This window comes from Nostoc sp. LPT, from assembly GCF_017115165.1.
Lineage (GTDB): Bacteria > Cyanobacteriota > Cyanobacteriia > Cyanobacteriales > Nostocaceae > Nostoc.
Genome location: NZ_JABXKF010000188.1, coordinates 63123 through 81687 on the forward strand (window position 1 = coordinate 63123; position 18565 = coordinate 81687).

At 40.9% G+C, this 18565-nt stretch carries 17 protein-coding genes and 1 pseudogene; 11 read left to right on the plus strand and 7 right to left on the minus strand.

The annotated features are described in order from the left end of the window. Window positions 1–29 precede the first annotated feature (29 nt). From HWQ58_RS37755 to HWQ58_RS37765, 3 genes are read right to left on the minus strand one after another with little or no spacing between them, the layout of a single operon-like run. Complete coding sequence (locus HWQ58_RS37755; protein WP_292873879.1) at window positions 30–2666, minus strand: ATP-binding protein; 2637 nt, start codon at window positions 2664–2666, stop codon at window positions 30–32. Window positions 2667–2679: 13 nt separating this feature from the next. Further along, the gene (locus HWQ58_RS37760) at window positions 2680–2835 is read right to left on the minus strand and encodes a hypothetical protein (protein ID WP_292873881.1); all 156 of its coding nucleotides are present in this window, start codon (window positions 2833–2835) and stop codon (window positions 2680–2682) included. A gap of 12 nt (window positions 2836–2847) precedes the next feature. After that, window positions 2848–3750 carry an AAA family ATPase gene (locus HWQ58_RS37765; RefSeq protein WP_292873883.1) on the minus strand — a complete coding sequence of 301 codons (903 nt, stop codon included), beginning with the start codon at window positions 3748–3750 and terminating at the stop codon, window positions 2848–2850. A gap of 191 nt (window positions 3751–3941) precedes the next feature. On the opposite strand from HWQ58_RS37765, the gene HWQ58_RS37770 reads away from it, so the two are divergent. Then, entirely contained in the window at window positions 3942–4484 is a 543-nt protein-coding gene (locus HWQ58_RS37770; RefSeq protein ID WP_292873885.1) for a hypothetical protein, read from the plus strand. A gap of 41 nt (window positions 4485–4525) precedes the next feature. Continuing rightward, window positions 4526–5131, plus strand: a pseudogene (locus HWQ58_RS37775) (hypothetical protein). 16 nt (window positions 5132–5147) lie between these two features. Here the strand turns inward: HWQ58_RS37775 and HWQ58_RS37780 are convergent. Then, the gene (locus HWQ58_RS37780; RefSeq protein WP_292873887.1) at window positions 5148–6173 is read right to left on the minus strand and encodes an ABC transporter permease; all 1026 of its coding nucleotides are present in this window, start codon (window positions 6171–6173) and stop codon (window positions 5148–5150) included. A 167-nt stretch (window positions 6174–6340) separates the two neighbouring features. Then, complete coding sequence (locus tag HWQ58_RS37785) at window positions 6341–7993, minus strand: ABC transporter substrate-binding protein (protein ID WP_292873889.1); 1653 nt, start codon at window positions 7991–7993, stop codon at window positions 6341–6343. Between the two features lie 508 nt (window positions 7994–8501). Between HWQ58_RS37785 and HWQ58_RS37790 the strand changes: the two genes are divergently transcribed. The 9 genes from HWQ58_RS37790 (at window position 8502) to HWQ58_RS37830 (ending at window position 16623) form a co-directional block, all read left to right on the plus strand. Next, entirely contained in the window at window positions 8502–8828 is a 327-nt protein-coding gene (locus HWQ58_RS37790) for a hypothetical protein (RefSeq protein WP_292873891.1), read from the plus strand. Beyond that, window positions 8792–9148, plus strand: coding sequence for a hypothetical protein (locus HWQ58_RS37795; protein WP_292873893.1), 357 nt, complete (start codon window positions 8792–8794; stop codon window positions 9146–9148). The genes HWQ58_RS37790 and HWQ58_RS37795 overlap by 37 nt, the downstream gene beginning before the upstream one ends. Before the next feature lie 195 nt (window positions 9149–9343). Further along, a complete protein-coding gene (gene psbB, locus HWQ58_RS37800; RefSeq protein WP_292873895.1) occupies window positions 9344–10873 on the plus strand; it encodes a photosystem II chlorophyll-binding protein CP47 in 1530 nt (509 codons plus the stop codon). Between the two features lie 112 nt (window positions 10874–10985). Next, complete coding sequence (locus tag HWQ58_RS37805; protein WP_084227385.1) at window positions 10986–11093, plus strand: photosystem II reaction center protein T; 108 nt, start codon at window positions 10986–10988, stop codon at window positions 11091–11093. A gap of 294 nt (window positions 11094–11387) precedes the next feature. Beyond that, complete coding sequence (locus tag HWQ58_RS37810) at window positions 11388–12482, plus strand: 30S ribosomal protein S1 (protein ID WP_292873897.1); 1095 nt, start codon at window positions 11388–11390, stop codon at window positions 12480–12482. A 131-nt stretch (window positions 12483–12613) separates the two neighbouring features. Then, window positions 12614–13348 carry an HAD family hydrolase gene (locus tag HWQ58_RS37815; protein ID WP_292873899.1) on the plus strand — a complete coding sequence of 245 codons (735 nt, stop codon included), beginning with the start codon at window positions 12614–12616 and terminating at the stop codon, window positions 13346–13348. Window positions 13349–14159: 811 nt separating this feature from the next. Continuing rightward, window positions 14160–14369 (plus strand): hypothetical protein, encoded by a 210-nt coding sequence (locus tag HWQ58_RS37820; RefSeq protein ID WP_292873901.1) that lies wholly within the window; start codon window positions 14160–14162, stop codon window positions 14367–14369. A 519-nt stretch (window positions 14370–14888) separates the two neighbouring features. Continuing rightward, window positions 14889–15704, plus strand: a complete 816-nt coding sequence (locus HWQ58_RS37825; RefSeq protein WP_292873903.1) for a DUF692 domain-containing protein — start codon at window positions 14889–14891, stop codon at window positions 15702–15704. A 58-nt stretch (window positions 15705–15762) separates the two neighbouring features. Continuing rightward, complete coding sequence (locus tag HWQ58_RS37830) at window positions 15763–16623, plus strand: hypothetical protein (protein ID WP_292873905.1); 861 nt, start codon at window positions 15763–15765, stop codon at window positions 16621–16623. A gap of 564 nt (window positions 16624–17187) precedes the next feature. On the opposite strand, the gene HWQ58_RS37835 is transcribed toward HWQ58_RS37830, so the two are convergent. Both HWQ58_RS37835 and HWQ58_RS37840 read right to left on the minus strand, forming a co-directional pair. Further along, window positions 17188–17799 (minus strand): DUF4231 domain-containing protein, encoded by a 612-nt coding sequence (locus HWQ58_RS37835; RefSeq protein WP_292873907.1) that lies wholly within the window; start codon window positions 17797–17799, stop codon window positions 17188–17190. Between the two features lie 9 nt (window positions 17800–17808). Beyond that, the gene (locus tag HWQ58_RS37840; protein WP_292873909.1) at window positions 17809–18555 is read right to left on the minus strand and encodes a hypothetical protein; all 747 of its coding nucleotides are present in this window, start codon (window positions 18553–18555) and stop codon (window positions 17809–17811) included. Between the last annotated feature and the right edge of the window lie 10 nt (window positions 18556–18565).

The following is an 18565-nucleotide window of genomic DNA, read 5'->3' on the forward strand; positions in this document are numbered from 1 at the left end:
TGCCGAAATAGCAAAGGAATCACTCTACTCTACTGCTGCAAAACCCAACGGCGAAACAGTTCTACCATAATCCGCCAGCTTCCCTGAGTTTCCTCAACGACATCATGGCGCTTCAGAGTATTCAGCGCTTTCTGTAAATCGGCGTCGTTCATACCTGTAGACTGAGCTAAGGCATCCAGACTTAGCCCCTCTGGATGAGGTGCAAGCACTTGTACAATTGCTTGTTGACCCTCAGCACCCCGCGCCGCCTGACCCCAAACCCCATCAAAGTAGTAACGTCCCCGTTTGAAAAACTCAGGGTTATTGATAACTGCTTCCACGTCTTCTATTGTGAAAACTGGGTCACGCGATCGTCCTTGCTCAAAAACAAAGTCATTGTAGCGGCGCACTAGCTGAAAACCCAGCAGTTGCACTAAATATGGTTGACCATGTGTCAAAGCATAAATTTCATCTAAAGCTTCCGGGATGTAGTCGAGGGGGAAGTCTTCATTACCTGGGTTAGCTAGAATTTGGCGAGTAGCTGCACGTTCTTGAAAGCCAACATGAATAGGAATGACACTGGCAAAGAAAGGTTGAAAGTAATCTGCTGTCATCTCTTCTAAGGTGTGCAAACCAGCAAAGGCAAAAGCGATTTTAGAACTCATTTGCACTAAACCGCGCAGAAAACCCATAAAGTCGATAGGTATTTTGTTCGCTTCAATTAAATCTTCAATTTTCTCGAACTCGTCTAAGGCGATGATTAACCCACCATCTAGCTTTGCTTCCACCTGTTTTAAATAGCGTTCAAAAGTTCGGTAGGGAAGATTTAGTAAATCAGCGTCAGTTGGGGGTGGAAGTTTTACAACTTGAGAAATTTCATCACAAATTGCCATCAGCACCTCACCAACTCCTTGGGGACTATCTCCCAAACGTAGCAAGTTGATATAAGCTAGCTGTATTTGTGAGCCTAAACAGTTAGCAGTGTTAAGCAGAATAGAAGTTTTACCCATGCGCCTGTGACCGTACAGAACTATAGACTGGAGTTGATTACCCATCACCCAGAGTTCTTCTAACTGTCTGATGATATCTTCTTGCCCAATAAAGAGATGACCTTGAACGGGGTCGCCTACAACATAAGGATTAACCACAGACTTGGTGATGGAAATTTCTCCCACTTCACCAGTGATTTGTAAAAGGCTTTCTTTCCAAGTTTGAGCGATATCTATAATTAAGCCTCGCTCTGCTTGCGGCAAGGTGTCGGCTTGATTTATGATATTTGTCAGTTCGCCTAATGCTCGATTCAGAGCTAAAGACCTGGCTGAACGTGAGACGCTGCGCTCTACAAACTGGACATCCTCAACAACTCGACGCAGATTAGCAAGGATTTTCCAAGTAATTGGATGTAAAAGCGGTTCCTGTGGAAAAGGATGAACTTGGATAGCAGCAATAAAGGCTGGTTTTTCAGCTTTCTCAAACGCCGCTAAAGTTTGGGCAAGGATAAACATTTCCTCGCCATAGAGAAGAGAACGCACTACAGCAAAAGCCTCTATTGCTCTGGCTGGTTCTTTTTTATGCAGATGCCAGAAACCAGCAGCAGCAGCACGGGCAGGAGTATCTAAACGAGTGTCTGTATTAAAACGAGCCTGTAAACCTTCTCGCCAAGAACGAGGGAAGAAAAAGGACAAGGGGAAGAAGAAGAAATCTTTGATAAACGTTGACTTTAGGGTTTCATTTAGAGAAGCCGAAGTAAAACGTACTATATTCCAATCAAAAGGATTTGCCGCTAGACGAGAGATATTCCAAATGATTTGGTCTGAGGAGATTTTGGCAAGTACTCTATTGACTGCTTGGACAACAGGAATGAATTGTAGGGTATATGCCAGCAGTTCATTAGTATTATGTAAACCTGTTTCCCAATCATTTTGCAACCAATTTTGTAAGCGCCAGACAAGATTAGGAAGCGGAAGCGGAGTGATACGAGGAAGTACCCAACTACTGTTTTGAATAGTTCGCAAGTTTAAAGGTGAGCTAATAAGCCAGACTTCTGGACGCAGCACCGCCACGCCTCCCGCTACGCCTCCCGCTACGCCTACCGCCACGCCTACCGCCACGCCTCCCGCCACGCCTCCCGCCACGCCTACCGCCACGCCTCCCGCCACGCCTACCGCCACGCCTACCGCCACGCCTAACGCCACGCCTCCCGCCACGCCTCCAGCCACGCCTACCGCCACGCCGAACGCCACGCCTACCGCCACACCGAACGCCACGCCTCCAGCCACACCGAACGCCACGCCTACCGCCACACCGAACGCCACACCGAACGCCACGCCTCCAGCCACGCCTACCGCCACGCCGAACGCCACGCCTACCGCCACGCCGAACCAGTTAACGGGAACATTTACAGCCTGAAAAAATAGACCTACAGCTAGAGGTGTAATTACTGTTAAAACTAATCCTTGCAAAAGTAACTGACGTTGAATAGCATTTTGACGCAATAACTCCCATCCCTTCCGCGAATTCATTTCCCCTTTAGGAATATACCCACCCCCAAATCTATCCAAATACCACCGCAAAGCCTGGGGAAAGAAAAACACCCAGTACAAAAGGCGCAGATAATCAAAGGGATTCCAAATAGACAGCGAACGCTTTAACTTGGGTTTTAAGTCTAAGCGGGGTACAGGGGTCATTATTCTGTCTCCATTATTGCAAACTGTCTACATACTGCGAATAAGTTCGATAACACAATTGCATCAGTTTGCGAGGATGTCCGCCACTTTCTTGGATGAGTTGGATGATTTCTTCTTCAGTAAAACTCACTGAAGTTCTAGCCAAACGGTTGGTCATAAAAGCACGCATAGTAGTTTCATCTCAAGGATGAATGTGTTCCTCTTGGCAAATACCTGCCAACGGCGAAGTATTACCTTGCTCCTGACTATCATTAAATAGGTTGTTTAGAGGTTCAGTGGCAGCTAAAATCAGCTTTAACGGAGCATTACTTCCTTCGGCTAAACCGCGCAAATAATCCCTTATGTTGCGACTAAAACCTTCACCTGTAAGTTTTCCTACATTGTCTATAGCCAATAGTATTTTACAACTTCGCAAATTGCGAGTTAACTGATAGTCTTTACTTTCGGGTATACCAATCTCGGAGCACAAATCACTATAAAATTGACTTTCATTATGAAGTAAATTTAAGTCTAAGAAAACTGGCTGACGTTTAACGTTTAGACGAGTTTCTGCTTTTTGGCAAATCATCCATAGCAGCGAGGATTTACCGATTCCTTCTTCCCCAATTAAAACAACACTACTACCGCTATTCAACACCTCAAATACTCGTCGGATTTTGCGCTCTCGGTCAAAGAATAGATTCTTTTCTTCTACTCTGCCATTAATGGGAATGAAAGGATTATAATTTTGCTGCGATAGAGAATCTGACTGTGATTCATCTACTTGTACTGGATTAGTTGGTTCTGCAATTTGCTCTTGGCAAGATAAAGCATTTTTTAACTGATATCTATATCGTTCTTTTATTGGGTTTTTAAAATTTTTCTTCCTAACTTCTATTCCTAATATTTCTGTTATTTTTGCATATAAAATTATGGCTGCTTCTCTCAAATATTGATCAGAGTGAGAAGTTTTAGCAGCAATATTTGAATAAGTCTGATTTTCCCATATTCCTAAAAAGAGCTTTTCTTCCAACTCATTTAAAACTTGCTTTCTCTTTTCCGTCAGCAGTCCGTTAATGAATGCTAACGCTTGTTGTGAGTCCATTTGGCATACTTGAATTGGCAGAGTAAATTTTAAAATTAGCCGTCAGTGTAATACTTTACCCTACAAACCTACATTTGCCTACTTTCCCTTACAACAATTTAAACACTTAAGCTTCCTACTAACGCCTACCTATAGCGTCTGTGTCTCAAGTGATGATGGTGTTACAGAACAAAAGTTGAGGAGTTTGAGAAATGACAACTTTTAGACAACAGCTTGCACTTGCTCTTATCACTGCCACCGCCACTATAGTAGCTGCCGGAGTACCTGTCATAATGGGGCTTGGGAACAAATCTTCTCTAAAGTCACCCTCTGTCAGCGCCACTTCTACAACGTGTGATAAAGTTACTGTGGCTAAAGTATGCGTTGATAATCTTACAGTGCAGTTTAATAGCAACGAACCTCAGCAAGTAAAAAATCGCGATCGCATACTTCTAAAAGCTGGAGATACTCTAAGATTATCAAATCTAACCTATTGCATACCATTTAAAGCTCCAGTCAATCGAATAGAAGTAAAAGGTTATCTGTTTCCCAATGGAGTTGAGAGTTATAAAAATGGACTTTTCACTCCTAGTAACTTCCCGATTAATGCTGCTTGTCATAATATTGGTAACTTCCAAAAAATCTGGAAGCTTGAAGCAGGACAGCACCGAGTTAGCATACCCATTATCAAAAATGTTGGCAGCAACAGAATTGTTGATGATAGTTTCTACTTTAACTTGGATGTTGGACAGTAATTTCAGTCTTCCGTTTAAAAGCAAAAGTGAGTAATAGTTTTATGGCTTACAGCGACTTTAGTTTAGCTAAAGCAAAACAAGAGTTGAGTTTAACCATATTAGAAAAACGCGATATTTTCGCTGCTGTCCCTGAATTAACAGCGAGTAATTTACTTGTAGAAACACTCAATTATAACCTCGATATCGCTTTAGGTAGTAATAATTAAAAAGCTCGTTCTGAGTTAATTATTGCGCCAATTTTAGTTGACTTGCGCCGACAATTACGCGAGCAAATTGGTTTATTTGCTGGGGTAGATTTTACTGTCGATAATAGCAAAGGATTAAACGGTACTTGCGATTTTATTATTACGAAATCTCCAGAAATTCTAATTTTGACAGCACCAGTAATTACAGTTGTAGAAGCTAAAAAAGAAAATATTAATGCGGGTTTTGGTCAGTGTGCAGCAGAAATGGTAGCAGCACAAATTTTTAATCAGCAAGCTGCAACTGAGATTAAAACAATTTACGGAGCAGTCACAACGGGCAGTATTTGGCAATTCCTCAAATTACAACAACAAACATTGACCATTGATTTAAGCGAATATTATCTCAAAGATGTGAATAAAATTCTTGGTATTTTAGCCAGTGGTATTTCTCAAGAAATTTAACAAAATGTCCAACAGCTTAATATCGAATTCGCGGATCTACATAAGCATTTAAAATATCAATCAAAATGCTGGCGCTGACAACGATCGCACCAAAAAATACGAGTACTCCCTGGACTGTGGGATAATCGCGATCGGCGATCGCTTGATACAATCGATTAGCTAACCCAGGCCAAGAAAATGTTACCTCTGTCAAAATCGCCCCACCCAACAGAGATGCAAAGGTTAATCCCAAGACTGTAATCACTGGAATTAGCGCATTTTTTAAAGCGTGGGAAGCTAAAATTTTATTTTCCCCAATACCTCTAGCTCTAGCCGCTTCTACGTAATCTGCTTGCAAGGTTTGCTTTAAATTCACTCGCACAATTCGCTCAAAAATCCCACTGAGCAAAATTCCTAATGTGAGACTTGGTAGAGCAAGATGGTGCAAAGATGTGAAAAACTGGGTGAAATTTCCACCGAGTAGGCTATCAATTGTATACAATCCAGTGACAGTAGTGGGAGCCGGCAGATTAGACGGAAAGCGGTTGGAATTGGGAAACCAACCCAGTTGGACTGAGAAAATCAACTGTAAAAGCATTCCCGCCCAAAACATCGGAAGTGCATAGGTGATGATCCCAAATAAGCGCCCGCCGACATCAAAATATGTTCCAGGACGGGAAGCCGAAAGAGTCCCAACTGCAATTCCAACGATGAGTGCAACCGCCATACTACATACTGCTAACTCCACTGTCGCTGGGAAATATTGTCCAATGATGTCCCAAACATTTTCTCCCCGGCTCATTAAAGAGGTTCCCAAGTCAAAACGCAGTATGCTTCCCAAATAATTTAGGTACTGTAGCCACAGGGGAAGATTTAAACCGAGTTGTTTTCGCAATTCTTCTTTAGCTGCTTCTGGCGCACGTCCACCGAGAATTGCATCTGCTGGATCTCCTGGTGTTGCTCTTAGTAACAGAAATACAATGGTGATGATAGTTAATAGCTGAAGTGGCGCAAGAAGCAACCGAGAAACAATGTAATATTGTAAAGCTTTAGAACGAGACATAAGTAATTCGTAATTCGTAATTTGTAATTCGTAATTCATAACTTGTGATTCGTAATTCGTAATATGTTGGCTTTTCACCACACCAAGTTGTCAAATTTGTGGCTTTTAGCTGTTGGGATTTAGACCTCAAAAAAATAAATTACGAATTACGAATTATCAACTACGAATTATTTTTTAAGTGTCTGGTAAACCAAAATTTGGGTAGGGTTAAGTTTTACACCATTAACACCTTTTTGGGCAAATACATAGTCTTTGTTTTGCCATAAGGGAACGTAAGGTACATCAGTAGTAACTTGCGTTTGAATTTCGTTAAAAATTTTCTGACGCGCTTCGGGATTTTGTTCTTTGCGTTGCCCATCAATCAGTTTATTTATGGCTTCGTTATAGTAGAACGAACCCTGAGTTTGACTGCCTCCATCTTCGCATCCTTTAGCATCTGAACCTTTGTCACAAGACAAAAATGGTTGGACGTAATTATCTGGATCTAAAAAGTCTGGATACCAATCAAGTAAAGCTGCCGGATACAAACCCTTGGCAATGTCTTTAAAGAAGGCAGGCCCTTCCGCTTGGGTAACTTCAAATTGCAGTATTCCATCCATTTTGACATCCACAAGGGATTTGAGTGTCTGTGCTGCCAAACTACGAGTAGGTGAACTAGAAGGATACCAAACTTGCACTTTTGCAGGATTTTCTTTGGAGAAACCAGCAGTAGTTAATAATTTTTTAGCTTGATCGAAGTTAGCATCACCATATTTATCTTTGAATAATGGCACAGAAACTTTAAACGTTGTGGGAATCATGCTATAAAGCGGATCTGCTTGACCAAGTAACACTCGTTCATTTAAAAGTGGACGGTCAATTATGGAAGCGATCGCTTGTCTTACCTCTAATTTATCTAAAGGCTTTTGATTCCGGTTTAATACCAGATAACTTACTACACTACCTTCAGCTGCGATCGCTTGCCAATCCCCTTTTTTACCACCTTCTTCTAAACTCCGATTTTGATCTGGTTGCAGCGACAGATAAGCTACATCGATTGCACCTGTACGAAAAGCATTAAACAAATTAACCGGACTAGTTTGAATTTGGAGATTAACACCCTTGTTAGCTGGTTTTTCTCCCCAATATTTATCAAACACATCAAATCTGATAGAATCAGTACCATACTGTCCTAATTTATAAGGGCCAGTTCCCACAAAAATATTTGGCTTGAATCTACCAGCGCCGACTTCGTAAGCTTTTGGTGAAACGGCACATACTCCAGGAAATGCCAACAGTGAGGGAAAAGCTGCAAAGGACTTTTTCAGCTTAATGGTTAACTCATACTCGCTTGTAGGTTTTATCGAATCTACTATATCAGCTAGTAAGAATGAGGGTTTTCCTTTATTTTCAATAAAGCGCTGGATGGTAAAAGCCATTGCTTGAGCGTTGAAGGGAGTCCCATCGTGAAAAACTACTCCCTGACGTAAGGGGATGGTATAAGTTAAGCCGTCTTGACTGACTTTGGGTAATGCTGTAGCTAGTTGGGGTTTAATTTCGGTGCTTCCTGATTCGTAGTTGTAGAGGCGATCGCTCATATTAAACACCAAACCTAAAGATGCTAACTCATAGGCATCAGCCGGATCAAGAGTTCTTGGCTTGGCTGTTGTACCGATAGTAATACGACCATCACCTGTAAGGGTATTTACAGAACCAGATGGCGGCGTAGTTGACTGCGGACGAGGAGTGCAACTAACAACTAAAAATAAACATAGACAGAACAAAGATAGGAATTGTCTAATCCGACCCCACCGTTTCACGAACAAGGAAAACCAGGTCATAGCAATAATATATTTGATATCAGCGGTCAGCAATTTTACTACATTTGTGACTCTTATGCTGAATCTTCACAATTTATAGTGGTTCTTATTTCGATGGAACACTCAGCAGCCATCTAAATCAAAAATTACGCCTACGCACTATTTTGTTACAAAAAATCATTGATAAAATACAGAATTTGACATTTAACATTTGTTAAGTATTGAAAAGTTTTTATTTAATTAAAATTTTCAACCAAACATTGGTTAAATTTGTCGTAAATTCATAGTTACTAAAAAAATAGGTCTTGTTAAGCTTTGACTTTTGACTTCCCTGAAGGGGCTAATCTTAGCCCAAGTAGTGTACGTTGAGATTTTACCTATTGTTGCTGCTTAGGAACAGACACCGATAAAGCGGTTTATCGTCAAGATTGGCTTTATTGTCAAAAAGAAGAGTGTTTGAACATCAGCGACTAAAGCGATCGCGATATCGTTAACAGCAGATTGAAAGTCTAATAGTGAGACTAAGACCGTGAAGTATTTCTTTCTATCTGAGGGATGGGCAGTTGCAAGAGTCTGGGCATCTGATGGACTTTGGCAAATAACTGCATGGCGACGCCAACCAGATATTCAGCGAATGAATATTTGTTTAGTCGAAGAAAATGAATTGCTCTGGCTTTATCGAGTTGAAGAAGCCGTTTTAACCGTGGAAGTCAAGCCAACAACACCAGTAATTGCCAATCAGACCATCGGTCAAGTAGTACTCAAGCGTCTGATGAGCGCCGAACAGGTAATCGAACGCCTAAGTACAGCTGAGGCGAAGTGTCAACTGCAAAATATCCAGTTGGTGGTTCAGTAGAGATTGGGCATTGGGCATTGGGCATTGGGCATTGGGCATTGGGCATTGAAAAGAGACGAGGAGCAAGGTGTGGGGGCAGAGGGGAAAACTCTTCTCCCTTGCTCCCTGCTCCCTTTCTTTTTCCCCAGTCCCCAATCCCCAATCCCTATTCCCCACGTAAAGAAAAGATAAGTAAATTTAATCCTCGACGCGCATTGGTAGCGAAAAAACTTGGATATGCTACGCGATCGCATCAATTTACACGCTTGCAAACAATTCCATCAATAGTTACACTTTTTAAAACATTCTCATTTTTGCTTGGCGATGGCTACCCTACATAGGTAAACCTCCCGAAGCGAGTCAGCATTGCCAAAGCACCCACGCTGTCTGACTTATTAGGACTAAGCTGTGGTAATACTCTGGCTCTGGCAATAACAAAAAACAAGAGAGAGTTTTATGAGTGACGATTTTCGTCTCTCATAACCTCAGTAAGAAAATTGCTTTGTAAACTAACTCATCGAGGAGGAGCGTAGTCAATGGGACTACCCTGGTACCGAGTACATACAGTCGTTCTGAATGATCCAGGGCGACTGATTTCTGTACACCTAATGCACACAGCTTTAGTAGCAGGCTGGGCTGGTTCGATGGCACTCTACGAACTGGCTGTTTTTGACCCTAGCGATCCAGTTCTCAACCCGATGTGGCGTCAAGGAATGTTCGTCCTGCCGTTCATGTCACGTTTGGGCGTCACTCAATCTTGGGGTGGTTGGAACGTTACTGGTGGGCCATCAACCGATCCTGGCTTCTGGTCATTTGAAGGTGTTGCTGCTGCTCACATTGTTCTTTCTGGTCTGCTATTCCTAGCCGCCGTATGGCACTGGGTTTACTGGGATTTGGAACTCTTTAGAGATCCTCGTACTGGTGAACCCGCCTTAGACTTGCCAAAGATGTTTGGCATTCACCTGTTCTTATCTGGTCTACTTTGTTTTGGATTTGGTGCTTTTCATGTCACCGGACTATTTGGGCCGGGGATATGGGTTTCTGACGCTTATGGTGTAACTGGTGCGGCCCAGGCAGTAGCACCAGAATGGGGCCCAGATGGTTTTAACCCCTATAACCCTGGTGGCATTGCGGCTCACCACATTGCTGCTGGTGTTGTTGGTATTATTGCAGGCTTATTCCACCTGACAGTTAGACCCCCCGAACGGCTCTACAAAGCCCTACGGATGGGGAACATTGAAACAGTACTTTCTAGCAGTATTGCAGCAGTTTTCTTTGCTGCTTTCGTGGTTGCTGGTACTATGTGGTACGGTAACGCCGCCACTCCCATCGAATTGTTTGGTCCCACCCGCTATCAATGGGATCAAAACTACTTCCGTCAAGAAATTCAGCGCCGCGTTCAAACAAACGTTGCCCAAGGTGGAAACCTTGAGCAAGCTTGGTCGCAGATTCCTGAAAAATTGGCTTTCTATGATTATGTCGGTAATAGCCCTGCTAAAGGCGGTCTATTCCGTACAGGGCCGATGGTGAAAGGTGATGGCATTGCTCAGTCTTGGCAAGGTCACGCCGTATTCAAAGATTCTGAAGGACGGGAATTGACCGTGCGTCGTCTCCCCAACTTCTTTGAAACCTTCCCAGTGATTTTGACTGATGCAGATGGAATTGTCCGCGCGGACATTCCCTTCCGTCGGGCAGAATCTAAGTATAGCTTCGAGCAATCTGGTGTTACCGTTAGTTTCTACGGTGGCGATCTGAATGGTAAGACCTTTACAGAACCAGCTGATGTGAAGAAGTATGCCCGTAAGGCTCAAGGCGGTGAAATCTTTGAATTTGACCGGGAAACCTTGAACTCTGATGGTGTATTCCGCACCAGTCCTAGAGGTTGGTTTACCTTTGGACACGCCGTATTTGCTCTGCTGTTCTTCTTTGGTCATCTCTGGCATGGCGCTCGGACAATCTACCGAGACGTATTTGCTGGTGTTGACGCGGATCTTGAAGAGCAAGTTGAGTGGGGTCTGTTCCAGAAAGTGGGTGATAAGTCAACCCGCCGCAACGAAGCGCTTTAATTTCAGTGCTGAGTTCTGAGTGCTGAGTTCTGAATTAAACCTCTGACTCAGCACTCAAGTGATTCAGTACTCAGAACTTTAATTACTGGCTGGATAGAGAGGAAATTGTAATATGGAAAGCGTTGCGTACATCTTGATTTTTACTCTGTGTATAGGTACTCTCTTCTTTGCGATCGCATTTCGCGAACCCCCTCGCTTTGAGAAACCAAAAGATAAGTAGATCCTATTCCCAGACTTTTAAGCGGATTTAATCTTAATATCCGTTGCTACTAAGCATGGTGGCAACGGATATTATTGTGTTTGTCCTTTGTTGGTTTTCACTACTAAGTAAATGACAAATCATTTTTATATTGTGATATAATTTCCAATCTTGGGAGTAGATATGTGTTAATGCTAGCTTTTGTGCGCTAGGATGAAAAAGGATGTTTTGTCTAAGCTGCCATAGAACTGCTTATATAACGCATCGCGCTTGTCGCACCACCTTTACGGAGACTAGAACCAGGAACAAATCAGCATGGTCAATCAGAATTTAACCGCTACAGAAATTGGATTCACTCACGAAGATTTCGCTGCTCTACTTGACAAATACGATTATCATTTTAGCCCTGGCGATGTTGTCCCAGGAACAGTTTTCAGTATAGAGCCGCGCGGCGCTCTGATTGACATTGGTGCTAAAACCGCAGCATATATACCTATACAAGAAATGTCTATTAACCGGGTGGATAGCCCGGAAGAAGTCTTACAGTCAAACGAAACGCGCGAATTTTTCATCCTTACCGATGAAAACGAAGATGGTCAATTAACCCTTTCCATTCGCCGTATTGAATATATGCGGGCTTGGGAACGCGTGCGACAGTTGCAAGCAGAAGATGCTACTGTCCGTTCTGGCGTGTTTGCAACTAATCGCGGTGGAGCATTGGTACGGATTGAGGGATTACGTGGTTTTATCCCAGGTTCCCACATCAGTACCCGCAAACCTAAAGAAGAATTGGTCGGCGAGGATCTGCCGTTGAAATTCCTAGAGGTGGACGAAGAACGTAATCGCCTCGTTCTATCTCACCGTCGGGCGCTGGTTGAGCGCAAGATGAACCGCTTAGAAGTCGGCGAAGTAGTAATTGGTACTGTTCGTGGGATCAAACCCTACGGTGCTTTCATCGATATTGGCGGCGTCAGTGGTCTACTGCATATTTCTGAGATTTCTCACGAACATATTGATACACCTCATAGCGTGTTCAATGTCAATGATGAAGTGAAAGTTATGATCATTGACTTGGATGCAGAAAGGGGTCGAATTTCCCTATCTACCAAGCAGCTAGAACCCGAACCTGGTGACATGATTAAAAACCGGGATTTGGTCTACGATAAGGCGGAAGAAATGGCTGCTAAGTATCGCGAACAGCTATTAGCCAAGCAGCAAGGTGCTACTGCTGCGGCTGCACCTGCGGAAACTTTAGCAGACGAAGATATTCCCCCAGCAACAGAACTTGAAGAAGATATTCCACCAGCAACAGAACTTGAAGAAGATATTCCAGTAATTGCGGCAATTGAAACAGATATTCCAGCAGCAACGGAAATTGAAGAGGAAATTCCAGCAGCTATTGAAGAGTAATAAATTTTTTATAGTTTTACTTGTCTTTAAGTAAGAGTATCAAATCATTTTATAAAGAGGGAAAAACCCTCTTTTTTTATGTGGAGAATTGATAAAAGTGAAGAGTTGGGAGTAGTTAGAAGTTAAATATTATGGCAACCATTAAATGTAGAAATATCACTTTTGATAATATCCAGGCAATTTTGTTTGACAAAAACGGTACTCTAGAAGATTCAGAAACGTATTTGCGATCGCTTGCACAAAAGGCAACGAGGTTAATAGATGCTCAAATTCCGGGAACTGGGGAACCTCTATTAATGGCATTTGGCATCAATGGCAATTTTCTAGATCCCGCAGGTTTAATATCAGTAGCAAGCCGTCGTGAAACAGAAGTTGCAGCTGCGGCATATATTGCCGAAACAGGAAGAGGATGGTTTGAGTGCTTAAAAATATCCCGTCAAGCTTTGGATGAAGCGGAAAAATACATTGGACAAACTCCTTCACCACTATTTGTAGGTAGCCTAGAAATTTTGAAATACCTGCGGGAGGGTGGTCTAAAACTTGGTATCCTCTCAGCTGCGACAACTGAAGAAGTACGTAATTTTGTAGCCAATCACCAGTTAAGTGATTATATCCAGTTAGAAATGGGCGTAGATGAAGGGCCTAGTAAACCAGACCCGGTGCTATTTTTGCAAGCTTGCCAAGCTTTGGGAGTTGAACCAAACGCTACATTGATGGTGGGTGATTCAGTTGGTGATATGCAAATGGCGCGTAATGCTAAAGCCGCAGGTTGTATTGGTATCACTTGGGTAGGTAAGTCAGATGACGTCCGAGGTGCAGATGTGGTGATTAATCAACTTGATGAAATCAAAATTGTAGAGGCTTAATTTAATATGAGTTCGGTGAACTCAAAAAACGGCAGTTGGGCCTTTTTCTGAAACATTAGTTTTCAGATGGCATAGAAATCATCTATGTCACAGAGTTTCTGTGTCAAATCAAGTCAAAATACCATAGTGTCTGTCTATACCTAATACCATTCTTTGTGAGGCTGCGCTAAATTTTGGACTTTAGACTAAAGCAAGCGATCATTGGGCAGTGGCAGTGGGAAAAATGAAGAGATGCCTGTAAGAACAAGCATCCCAATGGCGGAAGATGAAAGTTTATTTCCGCCGACCTGTACTAGATCGCGCTACAACGTTCCCAAAATGATTAATAAAAAGTAGATATACGGACATAATTGTTCCAGTTGTGTCACTAAATTTAGTAGTCTCAAAGGCTTGATTTTTTGCTGACTATTACTAACTATAGGACTCCGATTTGATTTCTGAAAACATACTGAGACTGAAAAGCCCGTTTTATCAGGGTTTTATCTGAAATCTTGTTCAGAAATCAGACATGAGTCCTATATTAAGTTCGTGAAACTTTGTAAAAACTGTCATTTAGATAACCTCAAAAGTAGATGTAGAATTAATTTTTCCTTAACTGCTTAAGCAAACGTTTGGGTTTAATAGATATTATGAGCTTTTTGTCTATAGATAATTTATAAATTTAAAGGACATATTTGCATTATTTTTTACTTGTTATTTAACGAGTAAGGTATTGTAATTTTAGATAAATAGATAAATACTAGTAAAAGTGATACAGGCAATTAAAAGTCTAATCACAGCCGCAAAAACTACACTTGGGGTAACATTTAAAATGGCTAAAATTACAATTAATGAACTTACAATTTCTTCTGACCTGAATTCATCTGGGAATAAACCCTCTACCAACTCCGAAAGCTTTTTTAGTGAGCTAAATGAGCTTACTAAAGAAGAGATGATTTTGGTGATTGGAGGCTATAGTGCCTTCGAGGAAGCTTACATGAGTGTTGACGGCAGTTGCACCCACAACTGTGGGATTTGTTAGAAGGTGTCGATGTGGTGTCGATGTAGGGAAAGGGCAGTTCAATTGATGTGGGCAACTCAATACCCCTTCATCATACACCTATCAAAAGCTGACCATCCTATTGTCATGGATAAACTTGTGTGCCCTTTCATCACTTAGAGTGGTTCGATATCTGGCACAAGTCCCACGGCATTGTTAATTGATCTGGTAAGCACTTCCGCTTATCTTTTTGGTAATTTTTCTACTAGCTATAGCAATCCTATTTGAGATCCGAACAGGGTTCATACTGATGCAACTTAGGAAAATCAAATTCTTGTTGATTGATAAAGAATCTTAATATAGTACTAAAGTACTGTGAAGTTTGATTTCATTTAGGATTGCTATAGCAGTTTACTTCCCCAAAAGAAACTTGCTAGTTAGCTTAAGTTTTAGTTTGTAAAGTTCTCTAAGATATAACCTTTTTATTAAAATCAGGGCGAAAGAATAGACAGTTTCTCCGAAAGATTCTCCAGAAAATTTTTGCAAAGTAAGTGAGATTTTATGCCTAAGACAGGTTTAGCGTTTCGGCGTCATATCAACAAGTCTCAAATTCTTGATTTCCAAGATTCATTTGATTGCCTTGAGTTCTTAGTAGAATCATATTCTGCTCTCTCTGACCCTCAGTTAAAAGAACTTCGCAACTTGTCTAATTTATTTACACTAATTCCTCATGGACTCAGCTTATCAATCGGTTCTGTAGAACGTCCGCCACAGTCATATTTTGATACTATTGCTCGTTTATTAGAGATCACACAGCCTACCTACTATAGCGAACACTTTGCTTTTACACAAACAACAGAAAAAAGTATTGACGCTCTATCTCCGCTCTGGTACACAGATGAATTATTAGATGTTGTCATTACAAATGTAACAAGTATTCAACGTTTTTTAGGACTACCCCTTATACTAGAAAATATTGCTCATCCGTTTAATATACCTTTTAACACCATATCTCAAGAAGATTTTATAGCATCTGTATGTCATGAAACGAATTGCGGTATTTTGCTGGATGTTACCAACATTTATATTGATTCAAAAAATTTTGGCACTGACCCAAAAGCATTTATAAGTAGACTCCCTAAGTCATCAATCAAGCAGCTTCACGTTGCTGGCTACTTAGAAAAAAATGGCTTTCTTACAGATACTCACTCAAGTGCTATTACACCTGAAATCTGGGAGATTTACGACTACGTTATATCGGTTTGTACTCCTGACTATGTAATTATAGAGAGAGAGTTTAATTTTCCACCCATAATTGAAATTATAACGGAAGTTGAACGAGCTCGTAAGCCAGTAATCAACTACGAGTTGTCTTAAGGTTTGTATTTTTTGTAAAATACTACATAACTTATTAGTGCGCTTAAATGGTGAAGCAATGTCATTAGTTGAATTCCAACGTGTACTCTTAAAAATATATACGAGTCCATCATTCCGCACAACTTTAAGAATGGACTTAAATAAGAGCTTGCAAGGTTATGAACTAAGTGAAATTGAAGTCAGCGCTTTGACTCAGTTAGCTGTCACTCAAGAGTCAAATCAGCTTCAATTAGAAGAATTTAATGATTATTTACTGAACAAAAAAATTTACGGTTTATGGGATGGCTTTAGAACAGTAAGTACTTTTTTTGACTGTTTAAAAGAAGAGGTAATAACCAGCATCAAATATTGTTATGATTTTAAAAGCAGAAGTGATATACAAACTTTTGACTATTTTGCTAATCTTCTTTATAAATTTTCTGATAAATCTGAAGATCCCGTTCTTAAATGCTTCAAAGAGGTTGTAAGGTATGACCTAATAGCTTGTAAAGCTCCTCTGCTAGCTTTGCAATATCAAAAATACGATGAAATAAAAATGCAAATAGCTAGCAATCCAGCTAACCTTATTGGAAACATAGACTCTCTACTTGTTACTAAGTCCCCATCAGTTTTTATTGAAGAGTTTAGTTATAATATTCCGGCTTTATATAAAGGTATAAATATCAACGAACTACAAACTGAACCTAGTATCTTTGCTTTCATCCTTTTGGATATCCAGTTGGTGAATGTTTGTCATTTATCGCCAGCTATTCAATTTCTTCTTAACAAAGCTGAGTCACCTATATCAATAGAGAACCTTGTAAGAGAAGCTGCATTTTTTCATAATCTTACTAATATTCCAGAAAATTTTAAACAAATTTATGTTGAGTTAATTCAAAAACTCTGTAAACAAGGGATTTTGGTAGAATCGTGGAATTAGCGAAAAGTAGCTGTCATGCAAGAGATTCTGCTATCAATTCTTGAGCAAGAGGAACCCACTTTTCCTTAGTCAACTTCTTACTGGAGTTTAGACTAGATGGTAGAACTTAAAGAAAAAAATAGGGGGTGTGATTGAACACAGACCCCCTATTAGCAGAAGCTGAGAGAAGAACCACCAACTCTCGCCTGCTAATATATTGGTACTCCTGCCCGTTCACCCAAACCTCGTGGAAAGTCTCCAGGTTGGAAAGCCGGACACTTTTCTTGTTGCTTAGTCTAAACTCCAGTAAATTCTTTTGACTTCTTATTTCTTTGCGTCCTTCTCTGACGAGACGCTGCGCGAATGCGCCCTTGGCGGTTCGTTCCTCATATATAGCGCACCTTCATACAGAATTGGTATAAGAAAAACCTTTCTATTTTTATTTAAGTTTCAGCTTTTTTATTTATTGAAATCAAATAAAGTCCATAAATAATCAAAACTTAAGTAGCCCGATTACTTTACTGAACCTTGTTTTTAACTATTATTATGTTTTTATTTAGCAGGAGAGACTTTATTGAATCAATTTTATTTTTCGTCTTTCTTCTCTTCTAAATTAGTTATCTTTGTATTTTGCATAAGGATATGGTCTTCATAATTTTGTTTTTCTTCTTTCTTCTCTTGTACAACTTGAGTAGCATATATTTCCACATCTCGCTGAATAATATCTTCTACATGACTTGCAAATAGATTAAATGCCTGTTCGTGGCTTGGATAAATACGATAAGGGCCTGTCAACTGCGAAAATTGCCACCCTTGGGTTTTTAAAGATTCAACTGTTCGGCGATAGTGTCGCCAGCGTTCTCCATAGTGAAAAAACTCTTCAATTGCAGCACTAATAGCAACTATTTGGCTCAAACCAAAAGTTGACCACATAATTATATCCCTATTGTTAGGTTTGAAATTAGTGTTAATGTTTAGACTTACCAATGCTGGGAGAATTACACCACCAACAATAGTTGTTATCCGTAAAAAATAATGGCGATCGCGCGATAAATTCGCCTTACTTTCCATCCAGAGTACTTGATCCAACCAGCGCGATCGCAAAAAATGTTTTTGCACATCACCTAAGTTAATACCTGCAAACAACTTGTTAAAATCTTCTTTTAAAGATTCGTGATAACTATCTTTTTTTGCCATTTTTTACTCCTAATTAGAAAGTAACCTCTTAATTACTTTGCCTAGATTCTCAACTCCTTTCTCTATGTCGATTAAGTCGATGTATTGTAATGTACCAGACTTAGCTAGCTTTTTGGCTCGTTCATCAGTAGCCTTTCCACGCAAAGCATCTACAAGTATATCTGCGGTTCTACCACTACCAGCAATCACAAGAACTACCCTGCCGCTATTAACGCTAGAAAAGGCATCCTTAAAGGTAATTTCACCACCGTTCAAGAGTACTGTCATCGAAGGTGCATCATTAGCCAACATAGTGGCAACACAAGATATCCAAGGAGACTCGTCGCCCCAATTCTTCCCAGGAACTAGTACAAAATGAGTATGGTTTGGCTCTAACGGTATTAAATCAGTAGCAGTTTCCGAATAATTAGGTAAAGCCACTTTGCCTTCAGGTGTCACACCAATTAAAGCGAACTTAGCACCTATTTGCGTACGAGCTGTACCCATGATTCGCATAATTCCTGCATCCGTACCCCCATCCACGACATAAGCCCCCAAAGTTTCGGCGATGGGGGCTAAAACTTCCACAAACAACCGTTGAATACGGAGAAAGTCAGCTTCACTGATGTTACTTGCACCCCCCACTACTACTAAAACAGGACGCGAACCGCACAGCCCTATTGTCTCAAGAGCATAAGGCAATTCTTCTGGCTGCTCAACTTGAGTAGCTAATGCTGTTTGCCCATTATTAAAGGTAAGTTTTAAACAACTTTTCATTTTTTCAAAA